This window comes from Paenibacillus amylolyticus (genome assembly GCF_047302515.1).
Taxonomy (GTDB): Bacteria; Bacillota; Bacilli; order Paenibacillales; family Paenibacillaceae; genus Paenibacillus; species Paenibacillus amylolyticus_G.
Window position 1 is genome coordinate 2,781,260 of sequence record NZ_CP168019.1, and the last position, 15,684, is coordinate 2,796,943.

Genomic DNA, 15,684 nt, shown 5'->3' on the forward strand with positions numbered 1-15,684 from the left:
GGCTCTGTTAACATACTCTTAGTATGCCAAGTCATGGGCTGCAAGCGGTATATCAATCGTCTTAATTGATTGCCTGATCCTCTCAGACCCTCTTTTGGTTCTGTACGGTAAGCTTTATAATGTAAGTAGGTTAAATCCGTGAGGAGGATACGTATGACCGAAGAATTATTTCAATCAAAACAGGAATTGAGTGACCTTATCAAACGCCATTCCAATCATAACGGTGCAATGGAAACGGCGATCCCTTCCCTGTTTGTCTATCACCATTCCAAGATTAGTGAACCGGCATACAGAGTATATAAACCTTCATTTTGTGTGATTGTTCAAGGGTTGAAAGAAGTATTGCTCGCACAGGAGCGTTATGAATATGGACCTTCCAATTACCTGATTGCTTCCATGAATCTACCGGTCATCGGGCAGATTATCAAGGCATCCGCCGATGCACCCTACTTAAGTCTCAAGCTCGAATTCACACCGAACCAAATTCTCGAAGTACTTAACGAATGTAATATCAAGGTAACATTCAACGAAAACGCCAGACGAGCCATGTTTGTAGGTCAGATGGAATCGTCCATTCAGGATGCTATACTCCGACTTGTTCGATTGCTGGATACGCCGGGAGAGATTCCGTTTCTGGCTCCGTTGTACGTTAAAGAAATCCTGTTCCGCCTCCTTCAAGGGCCTTACGGAGGAGAACTGGCGCAGATTGCGGTTGAAGGTAGCAGCACTTATCGGATCAGAGAAGCGATTGAGTACATCGTTCATCATTGGGAGCAGCCATTCCGCATTGAAGATCTGGCTGAGACCGCCAGCATGAGCGTCTCTTCATTCCATCGTCACTTCAAAGAGATCACAGCTATGAGCCCATTACAATTCCAAAAACAATTAAGATTACAGGAAGCCCGGCGACTTCTGATGGCCGAATCTGCTGACGCGGCAGATGTAGCGTTCCGGGTTGGTTACGAGAGTGCTTCTCAATTTAGCCGAGAATATGCACGCATGTTCGGTGCGCCGCCAAGAGCCGATATCCGACGGCTGAAAGAGAAATATGACATGGCCTTGAGTGAGTAACCGAGTATGTACTCTCTATCTCACAACTATCACACAAAAGGCAAACCAAAAAGGACAACCACAATGAGTTGTCCTTTTTTCAGTATCAGAATTCTGCGTAATTGCTTTTGGATTTTTCAAAATACTCATATTTATGAGAAGGAAATCGGAGCTGTTCTCCTTAATTAATGAACAAGATTAGACCAATGCTTCGACCCGTTCTGGCACGTGGATCTCTCCGTGCAATAATTGAGCGATATCACGAGTCAGTGCATCCACATTCTCTTGACGAGTTGCCCAGCTGGTGCAGAACCGCACCGCACTGTGTGTATCGTCAACCTTTTCCCAGAAGGTGAACGTATAACCGCCGCGTAATTTCTCAAGCAAACGGTCAGGCAGAATCGGAAACTGCTGGTTGGTTGGTGAATCGTACAGGAAGCGTACCCCCTGCTGTTCGAGTGAATCATGAATTCTCAAGGCCATATCTACGGCATGGCGAGAAATATCGAGGTACAGACCATCTTCGAACAACGTTTCGAATTGGATACCCAGCAATCTGCCCTTGGCAAGCAGGCCACCTTTTTGTTTGATCATATAACGAAAATCCGGTTTCAGTGCATCATTCAGGATAACAACCGCTTCTCCCATCAATGCGCCAATCTTGGTTCCCCCGATGTAAAACACATCACACAAGCGTGCAAGATCAGCAAGTGTCATATCGCAATCGCGTGAAGCGAGTGCATATCCAAGACGTGCTCCATCCACGAAAAACGGAAGACCACATGCTCTGCTCACTGTATGCAATGCTTGCAGTTCTGCCTTGCTGTACATCGTTCCATTCTCCGTTGGTTGGGATATGTAGACCATTCCTGGTTGAACACAGTGTTCCGGTGACGACTCATTCATGTGCGCATCGTAAACGGCTCTAACCTGCTCAGGCGTGATCTTTCCGTCCTCGCTTGGAACTGTGAGCACCTTATGTCCCGTAGCTTCAATAGCTCCCGTCTCATGAACCGCAATGTGTCCCGAGGTCGCAGCAATCACACCTTGATATGGACGCAAAATAGAGGCAATTACCGTTGTATTTGTCTGTGTACCACCAACCAAGAAATGAACATCAGCTTGCTCATTGTCACAGGCCTGACGAATAAGCATTCTCGCCCGTTCGCAGTGTCCATCCGTGCCATACCCGCTCGTCTGTTCCATATTGGTTTCCATCAGTCTTTGTAAAATGCGTTCATGCGCACCTTCGTTATAATCACATTCAAATCGTATCATCGTGTTGTCTCTCCTGCCTTCTTGTTCAACTTCTCTTGTATGTTCATCATGGAGGTGTATACCTCTTGAATCTCTTCTTCATTCAATTCTTGCATCAGCTTCAGGATCTGTTGATCGGATCGATCATTCAATTGGGCATACAGTTCCTCACCCTTGACAGTAAGACGAATCAGACTGACCCGGCTGTCGGCAGCAGAATTCACTTTCACCAACAGTCCTTCCTTGGAAAGCTTGTTCACAATTCGGCTCATATAACTGCGATCAATGGTCAGTGTATCCACCAAATTGTTCGCAATGCTCTCTCCCCGAATTCCAATTTCAATAATGACCCGTACTTCCGCAAACGAATACCCTGTTCCGAGAATATGCTTGTCGAGTACACCGAGTATGTTGGTATAAAAACGGTTAAAACGTCGCATGTCAGCCAGTATATCTGGATTTATGTACTGAGAGTCGATGTCAAACCCTCCTTTTTAGTGGACATTGTCAACATTATAATAATCACGTTAGTGGACGTTGTCAACATTATATTTTGCATAGCATTTTATAACTTCATTTTTAATATCCTATCAATAAAAAAAGCCGCGCATATGCGCAGCAAGGTTTACTTGTTTAGATACTTGACCAGATACTTAGTCAGCTGCTTAAGTTTCTATATAAATTGACTAAACATTTACACAAAACGGAGAGGACAGAAAGAACCTGAAGAAGCGAAGCGTTCGCCTAAAAGCTTTCTGCAAGAAAGCTACATCGGAAGCATACGCTATCCTCGGATTTTCCTCTTTATAGAAGGAATAAAAAAATCTGGGGATAACAGCGATCGGAAGGTTGTTCTGTCATCGGAGTGGCCAGTGTAAATTCAATTTATATGGATTAAGAGTGACTATATTGCACCTGATGAAGACGGCTGTATATTCCTCCAGCGGCGACCAATTCCTCATGGTTACCCTGTTCAGCGATGCCATCGGTGTTCACTACAATGATTCGATCCGCATTCTTGATGGTCGTCAGTCTGTGCGCAATCACGAGTGTCGTTCTACCCACCGACAATTCAGCGAGTGATTGCTGGATCAGTGCTTCCGTTTCCGTATCCAGAGCAGAGGTTGCCTCATCCAGAATAAGAATGGGTGGATTTTTCAAGAACATACGAGCAATGGATAGCCGCTGCTTCTGTCCTCCGGACAGCTTGACTCCACGCTCTCCAATGACCGTATCCATACCGTCTGGCAACGTAAGAATTAATTCCTCCAACGAGGCACGACGAGCGGCATCCCAGATTTGTTCATCCGTTGCACTCAGGTCACCATAGGCAATATTCTCCTTAATGGTACCCGAGAACAAAAATACATCCTGTTGAACAATTCCGATATGCTTGCGTAACGATTCAAGCTTAACGTCCCGAATGTCCACACCATCTACGGTAATGCGTCCCTCTTCTACCTCATAGAATCTTGGCAGCAAGCTGCAGATGGTCGTCTTGCCTGCACCCGAAGGTCCAACAAAAGCAACCGTTTCGCCTGGTCGAACGGACAGACTGATATCATTTAGAATACGCCGACTGGATTCATATCCGAACGAGACGTTCTCGAAGCGAATATCACCCTTCACACTTTCGAATTCAACTGCGTTTTTGCTATCAGCAATTTCAGGTTCCGTATCAATGATCTCTAGATACCGCTTGAAACCAGCGATGCCCTTCGGATAACTCTCAATGACAGCGTTAATTTTCTCGATTGGACGGAAGAAGATATTGGACAGAAGCAGGAAGGCCATAAATTCACCCATATTGATTCTGCCATCGATATAAAACCATGCCCCGCTAATCATGACAAATACCGTAACTAGTCGCATCATCATATAACTGACCGAGATACTTTTCGCCATCGTTTTGTAGGCAAGCAGTTTGGTTTTACGGAAATTCTGATTGTCCACTGCAAAAAGTTCTTTCTCATGTTCTTCGTTGGCGAACGATTGCACAACACGCATACCCCCGACGTTGTCTTCAATACGCGCATTGAAATTGCCGACGTCTCCGAAAAGTCGCCGATACGTCTTTGTCATGCGACCACCAAATACGATAATGACCCAAGCCATAATTGGGATAATGATAAAGGTAAGCAGCGCAAGCTCCAGATTAATGTTAGCCATCAGCCAGAACGATCCGATTAATGTCATTATTGCGATGAACACATCTTCAGGTCCATGGTGAGCAACCTCGCCGATATCATTCAGATCATTCGTAAGATGACCAATTAAGTGGCCTGTTTTACGATTATCAAAGAACCGGAAGGACAGCTTCTGCAAGTGAGCGAACATCTTCTCACGCATGTTGGTCTCAATGTTAATGCCCAGCATATGTCCCCAATATGTAACTACATAGTTCAATACGGTATTAAGTGCATAGATGGATAACAGCACGACGCAGGCAAGCATAATGAGAGGCCAATCCTGACCTGGCAACAATTCATTAATGAATTTGCTGACGGCAAGGGGGAAAGCCAACTCCAGAAGACCTGCGAGTACAGCGCATCCAAAATCAATCAAAAACAGTTTTTTATAGGGACGATAATACGAAAAAAAACGACGAATCATACTTATTCACTCTCACTCTCCAGATCCTTATTGGGGTTTACATCTTCATTTTGCAGCTCGAAAAGATGGATATACTCGTCGATGACCTGATCAATAGCTTTTAACTCCCCACTGATCACCGGGCGAATATGTTCATACTCCTCCTGTCCAAGTTGTCGGACAAGCGTTGTTCTCCGATTCTGCATTTGTTCCAGAAATACAAGAATTCGGCCGCGACGGAATGTCTGCGCACCACGGCCCCGTTTTCCCTCATGTTCACCATGACCTCTTCCACGTCTGGAACGTTCACTACGTTGCTCATTGTCACTCATATCGCGTCTCGGACGCTCACCTTGACGTACACTTCCATCCATCTCTTCGATAGGACGATCTCTCATTTGTGCCACCCCCATTACGTGTATACATATGTATACAACGTGTTCATGTATACGATTGTATACGCGACAAAAAGAAGTGTCAACCTAAATTTTCCAATAGATAACGAAGTATGTATATTCACCATCTCCCTAACAGAAAAAAGCCGCGATTTCGCGACTTCTTTTGTTGGCGACACTATTTTATCTCACTCATAAACTTTCTATATTCTTGAACCATTTCTTTGGATCGGGTGTGATGCAAATAATGTTCTCCCTCCAATGTCATCACTTTTCCATGCACAGAATCTTTGACTTGCTCTTCATGCAAGGGTATCCAGCCTTCCGTTTCGGTATCATTCGCTTGTAAGAAGAAAATCACAGGAAGATCTTTGGGGAAGGACAGGTTCTCAACTGCTTTGAAATTAGGACCAAAGTTTTCACCTTCATTCAGGTTGTTCGGATTAAACGTATTTTTGAGTGAAAGTATTCTAATTTGCTCTCTGGTTTCATCATCAACATTGGGTGCAATCAGTTGATCAGGGGCCAGTTTCATTAACAATCGATAGAATCCTGATTTTTTAAGCAGCTTGTAGGTTTCGGTTGGAAATGGATCATCGTTACCTCCCTGCGTTGGAACGCTGCTATCAATCCCGACAAAGGCAGTTACTTCGTTTGGATATTTGTTCACATAGTCCAGTCCGTAAATTCCTGAAATGGAGTGACCCATGAGCGTGTAACGATGAATATTAAGCTGCTGTAACGCTTCATGAATTTCACTAACCATATTTTCAGGGGTACGCTCTTTTTCAGTTACGTCACTTAATCCATAACCAAAAGGCTCAATGACAACAACTTTGTAAAATGGTGATAACTCATTGATGAGCGGTTTGAAATCAAGGGCTGGAGCTGGTGTTCCATATCCGGGAAGTAATACGACCGTTTCTTCGCCTTTTCCTTGAATCAACACGTTCATGTTTTTCCCGTCAACTGCTACGGTCTGACCATAGGGTTTTATTTTCCCTTCCTCTGATTTGTTGCTGAATACATTAACAATAAAAACAGTGGCAATAAATAATGCAAAAGCGATAACGATGGCTCCGAATATTTTGAGCAAAATGATTAATATTTTTTTCATCATGGTGGTGTTCTCCTGTTGAGTTCGTTTGTTGTACAGCCGTTTGAAACGCTATTCATTTTACTTTTTTAATGTAATTTCAAATTGAGAACCAGCCTCACCTGCAAATACAATACGACCGTTTTCTGGTAAAACAACTTCATTTTCACCGCTGACCACGGTGTGATTAATACAAATTCCGGTCTGGTCATAGACAGCAAAGGCTCCCTTTGCAGGCATCTTCACTGTCATGACTTTTCCTTTCGCAGTCGCTGGTACCGAAAACCATTTGGCATATCCATCTGCTTGAATGGTTGTTGCGGATTGTTTACCCGAATAGATTGGTTTTACCAGTTCCTCACTGGCGTATACATAACCTAAGGCTGTAAGATACTCTCCACCGTTCTTTTTAGAGAATTGAATGTCCATCGTATCACGTCCGGCAGTACCCGGAATCTGCAAAAGATTGGTTGCTTCGTTTGCTCCAATAATCTTATGATTGGACATATACCCTGGATTCTCTTTATTCATATGAATAGGCAGGATCGATGAAGCATTGAGATAAACCATTGATGTGTATTTCTCATTCACCAGATAATATTTTTTACCATCACGCTTTGCCCATGCGGCATTAATCTCCTTGGATAATTTATTGGCTTCAAGCTTCTCCCCATTATATTCTGAGAAAGCCAGCTGTCCGAGTCCTGGAACGGATATATAAGATCGTGACCACAAGTAGGTTTTACCATTGTTCTCCACAACGAATTTCAACTTGTCTGTACCTTCGTTATTAACAAAAGTACCATCTGCTGTATATGTGTATTCTTGAGCCGGATTACTCGGAGCTGTAAGTGAAGATACAGTCATTTGTCCAGCCTTATTTATTTTGATCTCCATGATCGAATTATTGCCGCCATATATACCTGCATACTTGGATATTCCTTTAGGCATATTTGCCTTCACAGGGACGCCAAATGATTTTTCTGGCTTCCGTTCTGTAATGATGTCCTTTTCCTCAAGTGCGCTGAGTAATAATTCATTCGCAATGAAATTATTGGTTAAGCTTGACCCGCCTGAAGAGATAACGGCTGCAGCCATATTGTATTCCGGAAGTACCACTAATGAAGACTGATAAGATAACGTATCTCCACCTTTCATAACGGCCTTAATGCCGTATTCGTTGAATGGGAACAAGTTCACACTATCCCACCCCAACCCGTAAGACATCAGCGTATCGCTATCCTCTGGCCACATGCCTCTTTTATACTCTTCTTGCGCCATAGCTTCTACAGACTTACTGGAAAGAATACCATCAACTTCTCCCATGAAGATTCTTGAAAATTTGACCAGATCTTCAGCGGTGGAATACAGACCTCCAGTACCGATGATATTATAATTCTCTTTTGGAAGTGGTCCCTCATAAAAAGGGGAATAGATTGCCGCCATGTCTGACGGATTAACCACATCCTGTGGTGTTTTGGTGTGTTTCATATCCAAAGGCTCCGTGAAATACTTGTGTATAAATGCGGTATAACCGATGCCGCTCACTCTTTCGACCAGAATCTCGGCTAACGTAAAGCCATCGTTGCTGTAGACTGAGTATTCGCCGGGATCTGCCTTCAGGTTTTGATTCGCCAATTGCTCCAGAAACGTATCATGTGAATACGTGTCATTATCTCCGTACAATGTGGCATTGCTGGTTGAGGTGCCCAGAAGACCGGAGGAATGATTCAGCAACATACGGGGTGTGATCTGTTTGTATCGGGTATCTTTCATTTTAAAGTCAGGCATATAGTTCACAACAGGCGCATCCAAATCAATCTTGCCTTCGTCAACCAGCTTCATTACAGCGGCTGTAAGCATCATTTTACTGGTTGAACCAATGCCATAGACGGTGTTCGAAGTAAGAGGCACCTTGTCGTTTATATCGTTCTTGCCCGTCTGACCGGACACCACAATCTCTCCACCATCGATGAGCGCATATTGCAGACTCGTCGTGCCATACGTCTCAGTCAGTAATTTGGCTTTTTCGATCACAACTTTCTTTGTTGTCTCATACGTAAGGTTACTGTTGTTATTCATGGCAGTCGGTGCGGCCATTGCAGATAGCGGGGCTAACATCGTTAACACTAGAGTTAAAGCTGCAATTGAAGTTCGTTTTTTGACTGTTCTCTTGACCACGTCCATTTTCTCTTGTTGTATCATCTGCATCTTCTCCTGTCAGTATCTCTTTATTAGAGTATCTAGCTTTGGTGCTAAAATAAGCTTAACCCATGTAAATGGACTGCTCGTGACGTCTATATGAACCGAATATGAACAGGCAAAATAATGTTTGAGTACATGATGATTCACGATCCGTGGTCCTTTTTTGCCATAAAAATAACCCCTTTAAGTGTCTACTTAAAGGGGTTACAGACTCATCTATTTCAATGAAATTTCAAATGTGGAATCCACGTCACCTGCAAATACAATGCGGCCGTTTTCTGGTAAAATAACCTCATTCTTACCGCTGACTACGGTGTGATTAATACAAATACCCTTCTGATCATATACGGCAAAGGCGCCAGTTGCAGGCATTTTAACCGTCATGACTTTTCCTTTCACCGTTGCTGGTAACGAAAACCATCTGGCATATCCATCTGCTTGAATCGTTGCTAGAGATTGTTTACCCGAATAGAGTGGTTGTACCATTTCCTCACTGGCGTATATGCTACCAACGGCTGTAATGTACTCTACTCCGTTCTTTTTAGCAAAATAAATCTCCTTTGTATCACGTCCAGCCAGGCCAGGGATTTGCAGCTCCGTGACTGCTTCGTTTGCTCCAATAATCTTAGTATTGGATACATACCAAGGGGTCTCTTTGTCCAAATGAATAGGGAGAATTGGTGCCGAATTGAGATAAACCGTTGATGTATATTTCTCATTCAGCAGGTAATATTTTTTACCTTCACGCTGCTCCCATGAGGCCGTTATATCCTGGGATAATTCATTAGCTTCCAGCTTCTCCATTTTATACTCGGAGAAAGCCAATTGTCCAAGTCCTGGCAAGGATATATAAGATCGATACCACAGATAAGTCCTTCCATTCTTCTCCTTAACAAATTTCAACTTTTCCGTGCCTTCATCGTTAACAAAAGTACCATCTGCTGTATAGGTGTATTTTTGAGCCGGATCACTTGGAGCTGAGGGTGTGGATACAGTCATTTGTCCAGCAGTATTCATTTCGATCTTCTTAACCGAATTATTGCCGCCATATATACCTGCATTCGTGGCTATTTCTTTAGGTATATCTGCCTTCACAGGCACACCAAATGATTTTTCCGGCTTCCGTTCTGTAATGATGCCCTTTTCCTCAAGTGCGCTGAGTAATAATTCACTCGCAATGAACTGATCTTTGGCACTTGTCCCACCTGATGAGGTAACGGCTGCAGCCAGATTATATTCCGGCAGTACGACTAATGATGAGTGATACGATATGGTATCTCCACCTTTTGTTACTGCCTTGATACCGTATTCACTGAATGGGTACAGATTTACACTATCCCACCCTAAACCGTAAGATATAGACGTATCGCCACCCTCTGGCCACATGCCTTTTTTGTACTCTTCTTGTGCCATGGCTTCTACAGACTTATCGGTAAGAATGCCTTGGACCTCTCCCGTGAAGATTTGTGAAAACTTCGCAAGATCTTCAGCGGTGGAATAAATGCCTCCAGTAGCGATAACATTATAATTCTCTTGTGGAAGCTGACCCTCATACATAGGAGAATAGATTCCCGCCATTGCTGCCGTGTCAACCACATCCTGTGGTGTTTTGGTATGTTTCATGTCTAAAGGTTCCGTAAAATATTGGTGTATAAAAGCTGTAAAACTCATGCCGCTAACACGTTCAACCATAATCTCGGATAACGTAAACCCATCGTTACTATACACCGAGAACGCGCCGGGATCTGCCTTCAGGTTTTGACTCGCCAATTGGTCCAGAAAAGTATCATGTGAGTACGTATCATTATCCCCGTACAATGTGGCATTGCTGCCCGTGCTGCCCAGCAGACCGGAAGAATGATTCAACAGCATGCGTGGTGTGATTTGTTTGTAGCGATGATCTTTCATCTGAAAATCAGGTATATAGTTCACAACAGGCAAATCCAAATCCACCTTGCCTTCGTCAACTAACTTCATAACAGAAGCGGTGAGGAACATTTTACTCGTTGATCCTATGCCATAGATCGTATCCGGCGTAAGAGGCACCTTGTTGTTTTTATCGTTTTTACCCGTCTGACCGGACACCACAATCTCGCCACCATCGACAAGGGCATATTGCAGACTTGTGATTCCATGTTTCTCGGTGAGTAACTTGGCTTTCTCCATCACCGTTTTCTTGGTTGGTTCATACGTAAAATCACTGCTACTTGTAGGAGGCGCAGCCATTGCAGACATTGGAGCTAACATCGTTAATGCCAGCGTTAACACGGCGATTGAAGTTCGTTTTCCCTTTTGTCGTCCCACTCACATCATCTCCTGAATTTTAAGTGTTTTGGTTATTTGATTTCTTCTGGGTCTACAAATTTCACCTCCGGATACAAGTCATTTGGTCCCTGAATCAGATCTCCACCCGTTCCTTTCAGTTGCTTGTTAAAGAAATCGAGTACATATTGATTTACGATGTTTGATCCTCTTTTACCATTGATATCTCCTGTGATACCGGACAGTTTAACCAGCTCTGAATAGAACTGAAGGTCCGTGAAATTGAAGTGCTGGGTTCCTTCTACATAGATCACTTTTCCCCCATGATTCATAACATTTTTCATAATGTGCAGCTCATCTGAAAGAGATTTAGTTACTTCATCCTCCGAATTTCTATCTATTTCAAAGTTGGCGAACCAGTCTTCAAAACTTCCCGATCGGATGAACATAAACGGCTTGTTTATATCATCTCTATTTTCCACTTCATATAGTGACCCATCCATATTAACCCCAGCCTTGATTCTCTGATCTAAATACGTTGCATTAAACGCGGTTGCACCCCCAAAAGAATGCCCCATCGCGCCGATGTGATCTAGATCGATTTTCCCTTTAAACTGACTTTCGATTGCACCTGAATTCAGCTTTTCGATTTGATCGATTACAAACTCCACATCTTTCGTCCATATACTCCCTGTTTTTGTACGTTCATCTAGTGTAGTTGTGCTTTTTTTATAATCCGTTACACGGCCATCTGGAAAAAGAGTAGCAAAGGTGCTGTACGTATGATCGATGGTGACCACGATATACCCATGACTGGCCAGATTCTCGGCCTGTGATACATGTAGAACTCTACTGGTTCCCATACCATGAGATAGTAGTACCACGGGATAAGGACTTGTAGAAGGTAATATTTCAACATTTTCATAAGAGTTGGTTTGACTATACTTCAAGTAGTCGAGCAAAAATTCGGGCAGTTTTAAAGAATTAGAGAAGCTCTGAATATACTTTTTGAACATTTCTTTATCTTTTGGAAACAGCGTGTCACGCTTGTTATTATTGCTGTTTTCAGTTGGGTACCAAACTTGAACCATTAGTTCTCTCTTAGCGCTTTGATCTTCAGTGAAGATTTCGTCTCTGTTCTGGTCTGTTAAATGAAAGGTTTGAGTACCCACCTTCTCTGGACCATCAAGCTTCGGCAGATTAAAAACAGGTAAGTATACAGACAAGACGGTAGAACCAACAAGCAGAATAACGATTAAGGAAGATAAACTATATTTCAAGAACTTCCCTATTTTAAGATTCATCATCTTTTCGGAATGTCTGAATAAAACGATAATTATGAATAGAGCCGTCATGATATATACCAGAAGCAACTGCCATCTGTATCCCTCAACAAACAATTGAACTAATAATATAACGCTACTTCCTATTCCCAAACCCCAGCCTGTTTTCTTTGCACTTTTTGTAATAAATAGTAGGTCTACGAGTAACGCGAAACAGGATAGAACTAACAGTATCTCAAATAATCTCAATTGAATTCCTCTCTCTCATCTCGGACTTTTACAGAATTTTTACTTCGCTTCGTTCATGAATGCTCTTACATCTTCAGCTATTTCTTTAAATAACGTATGGTGCAAGTAATGCTCGCCATCCATGGTGATTACTTTTCCATGTACCGAATCTTTGATCTGCCCTTCATGCAGCGGTATCCATCCTTCAACACCTTCATTATTTGCTTGTACAAAGAGTAGAAGTGGAAGGTCTTTAGGGAAAGTTAAACCCTGAGCCCCTTGAAAATTGGAATAAATATGATCCATTTCGTTTAATGACGTGGGATTATACATGTTTTTATTTGAGATCATTTTCATCTGCTCAACCGTCTGATCATCAAATGCAAGTCCCTCATAAGGGTCTGCATTCACTTTCATCATTAATCTTAAGAGACCTGTATTTCTGAGAAGAGCAAACGTTTTTAATGGGAACTTCGCATCTGTAATACTTGGTTGGGTGGAAACACTACTGTCAATACCGACGAAAGCAGTTACTTCATCCGGATATTTGTTCACATAATCAATGCCATAAATGCCTGCAATAGAGTGACCCATGAGCATGTACTGATGAATATCAAGTTGCTGCAGAGCTTCATGAACTTCACTTACGATATTCTCTGTGGTTCTTTCTTTTTCTGTTTCATCACTTAATCCATAACCAAAAGGCTCAACTGCAACTACTTTGTAATATGGTGATAGCTCATCAATGAGCAGCTTAAAATCAAGAGCTGGTGTTGCTGTTCCATAGCCAGGCAGAAGCACGATCGTTTCCTTGCCTTCGCCTTGAATGAGCACATTCATATTTTTACCGTCTACAGATACGTGCTGACCATAGGACTCTATCTTCTTCGCCTCTGAATTGCTACTGATCACATTGGTGATATAAACAATACCTAGAAATAGAATAATAGCGATTACGATGGCTCCGACTATTTTCAGTATCATGTTTCTCACTTTTTTGGCCCTAGATCTATTCTTTGTTTTCTTTTCCTCTGGCTGTGTCACGCTCATCTTCTCCTGTCTTGAACTGTTTGTTCGGTTGTCTTCTTTGCTGCTAATGAAATCTTATCCAATGAAAATGTACTGCCCGTGACGTCAATATGAACGGAATATGAACAAGCAAAAAAAAGCCACGTATAACATACAAGAAAGCTTGCATGTTACACATGGCATGATAATTCGGTTTAGATAATCCGATGGATATTCTATTCATTGGCCTATCCTGTGAGCCTAACTATCCGTTGGTGGATGAATGGGCAACGTGATCATAAAGGTCGTGCCTTGACCAGGTTCGCTTTCCACTCGGATGTCACCCTGATGAAGGGACACGATCTGTTTAACGATAGCAAGTCCCATACCACTCCCGTCATATTTGCGACTGTGGGAACGATCTGCCTTGAAAAAACGGTCGAATATACGCTTCTGATCTTCCAGAGGAATTCCAATGCCCGTGTCGGATATTCGAACAGTCACATTTTTGAAGTCCTCTTCGATACTGACTTTGATCATACCGCCATCCTTGGAAAACTTGATGCTATTTCCGATGATGTTTGTCCATACCTGATTTAACTGGTCGTGATCAGCCGTTACCTTAACGTTCTCTAACTCAAGTTCGAAATGAATGTTGCGCTCAGACCATTGCGGTTGAAGCGCGACAATAACCCGCCTAATCTGTTCATCAAGGCTTAAGGAGCTCAGCCGTAGTTGCTGTGACTGCGATTCAAGTAAACTCAATTTGAGCAGGCTATCGCTCATTTTGGACATTCTTTTTGCTTCAGAGATGATAATATCCAGGTAACGGTTTCGCTCGTGTTCCGAGAGGTTTACTTGCTTCAGGGCCGAAGCGTAACCGGATATCGAGGTGAGCGGAGACTGAACCTCATGCGAAACATTTGTAACGAATTCCCTGCGCATCTGCTCCAACTGCTGAAGATCATGCATCATTTCTTCAAAGCTGCGGGCCAATGTACCAATCTCCGTCGTTTGTTTAATGTTCAGCTTGACGTTGAAGTCTCCAGCTGCAATCCGTTTGGTCGCTTTGGTCAATTTTTTGATCGGTCTAACCAGATATACAGAAGCAACCACAATCAACAAACTTCCTACAATCAAGGAACAGCTTGCAAAAATCAAGCCAAACTGGACCACAAAAGAGGCTGAAGGCGGTGAGAGTGTTTCTAGAAACATCGCTCTTATACCCGTTTCCGTCTTGATCGGTAGCCCCAAAAGAACGGTAGCGATACCTTTAGGTGTGTCCTGCACAACCCCTCCGTTTAACACCTTCTTGAGTTGATCCGTTGATACGGGGGATGATTTATGTTCGTTAAGCTTCCCATAAGACTGGAACTTGCCCGTTGCATCATAAATTCGAATATGATACGAATCAAGTTGTTTCATTCTACTAACGAATGATTCTGCTTCATCAGCAGGCAGCGTCTTATAAATCTGCACAACGTCCTGGCCAAAGTTGCGTATGTTAATTTGAGCATTTTCATTCAATTGATCTTCGAATATCCAGGTTGACATAAAAAATGAAATAATCGTGCCTGTGATGACTGACACCAGAAAGGTCAGAACAACACGAATATATAAGGATCTGATCATTCATAGACCTCAAGTCTATACCCTAGCCCACGCACCGTTTCAATCCGAAAATCAGGTGTAGTCGCGAATCGTTCGCGCAGGCGCTTAATATGTACGTCTATTGTTCGATCATCTCCAGCGTAATCAATACCCCATATCTGATCAATCAATTGCTCACGTGTATAGACTTGTCCTGGTGTTCCAGCAAGCTTATACAGCAATTCGAACTCCTTAAGTGGTAACGTAAGCGACTCCGTGCCTCTCATCACCTTATACGTCTGACGGTCCAGAATGACGTTTCCAATCTGGATTGTGTGTGTGGAGCCGATCTTGTATCGTTTCAGTAATGCTCGGACACGAGCGGTCAGCTCTAATGGATCAAACGGTTTGGTCAAATAATCATCCGTACCCAGTTCGAATCCTTTCACCTTCTCCCAAGTCTCTCCTCTCGCCGTCAGCATGAGTAACGGGAGGTCGGGATTGGCTCTTCGGAGTTCTTTGCACAGTGCCCAACCATCCATGACAGGCATCATAATATCAAGGACGACCAGATCCACTGGAGTTTCGCCATATATAGTGAGAGCTTCCTTACCGTCCGCAGCTTCCACTGTTGTGAATCCATCGTTTTTGAGAAATAGACAGACGAGTTCACGAATGTTCGCATCGTCGTCTGCAACGAGTATAGTAGCCATAGTTT

At 43.1% G+C, this 15,684-nt stretch carries 12 protein-coding genes; 1 reads left to right on the top strand and 11 read right to left on the bottom strand.

Annotated features, from left to right (window positions below; all coding sequences use genetic code 11):
• The first annotated feature begins 153 nt into the window (after positions 1–153).
• Complete coding sequence (locus ACDJ59_RS11880; RefSeq protein WP_413409062.1) at positions 154–1,071, top strand: AraC family transcriptional regulator N-terminal domain-containing protein; 918 nt, start codon at positions 154–156, stop codon at positions 1,069–1,071.
• Between the two features lie 177 nt (positions 1,072–1,248).
• On the opposite strand, the gene ACDJ59_RS11885 is transcribed toward ACDJ59_RS11880, so the two are convergent.
• The 11 genes from ACDJ59_RS11885 to ACDJ59_RS11935 all read right to left on the bottom strand — a co-directional run bounded on the left by ACDJ59_RS11885 (position 1,249) and on the right by ACDJ59_RS11935 (position 15,679).
• Entirely contained in the window at positions 1,249–2,328 is a 1,080-nt protein-coding gene (locus tag ACDJ59_RS11885; RefSeq protein WP_413409064.1) for a threonine aldolase family protein, read from the bottom strand.
• The gene (locus tag ACDJ59_RS11890) at positions 2,325–2,747 is read right to left on the bottom strand and encodes a MarR family winged helix-turn-helix transcriptional regulator (protein ID WP_413409066.1); all 423 of its coding nucleotides are present in this window, start codon (positions 2,745–2,747) and stop codon (positions 2,325–2,327) included. The genes ACDJ59_RS11885 and ACDJ59_RS11890 overlap by 4 nt, the downstream gene beginning before the upstream one ends.
• A 454-nt stretch (positions 2,748–3,201) precedes the next feature.
• Positions 3,202–4,920, bottom strand: a complete 1,719-nt coding sequence (locus tag ACDJ59_RS11895) for an ABC transporter ATP-binding protein (protein ID WP_413409067.1) — start codon at positions 4,918–4,920, stop codon at positions 3,202–3,204.
• Between the two features lie 2 nt (positions 4,921–4,922).
• Positions 4,923–5,297 (bottom strand): hypothetical protein, encoded by a 375-nt coding sequence (locus ACDJ59_RS11900; protein ID WP_413409069.1) that lies wholly within the window; start codon positions 5,295–5,297, stop codon positions 4,923–4,925.
• A gap of 175 nt (positions 5,298–5,472) precedes the next feature.
• Positions 5,473–6,414: an alpha/beta fold hydrolase gene (locus tag ACDJ59_RS11905; RefSeq protein WP_413409071.1), complete on the bottom strand. Its 942-nt coding sequence runs from the start codon at positions 6,412–6,414 to the stop codon at positions 5,473–5,475.
• 57 nt (positions 6,415–6,471) lie between these two features.
• Complete coding sequence (locus ACDJ59_RS11910) at positions 6,472–8,595, bottom strand: serine hydrolase domain-containing protein (protein ID WP_413409072.1); 2,124 nt, start codon at positions 8,593–8,595, stop codon at positions 6,472–6,474.
• Between the two features lie 216 nt (positions 8,596–8,811).
• On the bottom strand, positions 8,812–10,842 hold the full coding sequence (locus ACDJ59_RS11915; protein WP_413409787.1) for a serine hydrolase domain-containing protein: 2,031 nt from the start codon (positions 10,840–10,842) through the stop codon (positions 8,812–8,814).
• A gap of 89 nt (positions 10,843–10,931) precedes the next feature.
• On the bottom strand, positions 10,932–12,164 hold the full coding sequence (locus ACDJ59_RS11920; protein ID WP_413409073.1) for an alpha/beta hydrolase family protein: 1,233 nt from the start codon (positions 12,162–12,164) through the stop codon (positions 10,932–10,934).
• Between the two features lie 264 nt (positions 12,165–12,428).
• On the bottom strand, positions 12,429–13,412 hold the full coding sequence (locus ACDJ59_RS11925; RefSeq protein WP_413409075.1) for an alpha/beta fold hydrolase: 984 nt from the start codon (positions 13,410–13,412) through the stop codon (positions 12,429–12,431).
• Positions 13,413–13,637: 225 nt separating this feature from the next.
• On the bottom strand, positions 13,638–15,008 hold the full coding sequence (locus tag ACDJ59_RS11930) for a sensor histidine kinase (protein ID WP_413409077.1): 1,371 nt from the start codon (positions 15,006–15,008) through the stop codon (positions 13,638–13,640).
• A complete protein-coding gene (locus ACDJ59_RS11935; protein ID WP_413409079.1) occupies positions 15,005–15,679 on the bottom strand; it encodes a response regulator transcription factor in 675 nt (224 codons plus the stop codon). Before ACDJ59_RS11935 ends, ACDJ59_RS11930 begins: the two co-directional genes overlap by 4 nt.
• Positions 15,680–15,684: the final 5 nt, after the last annotated feature.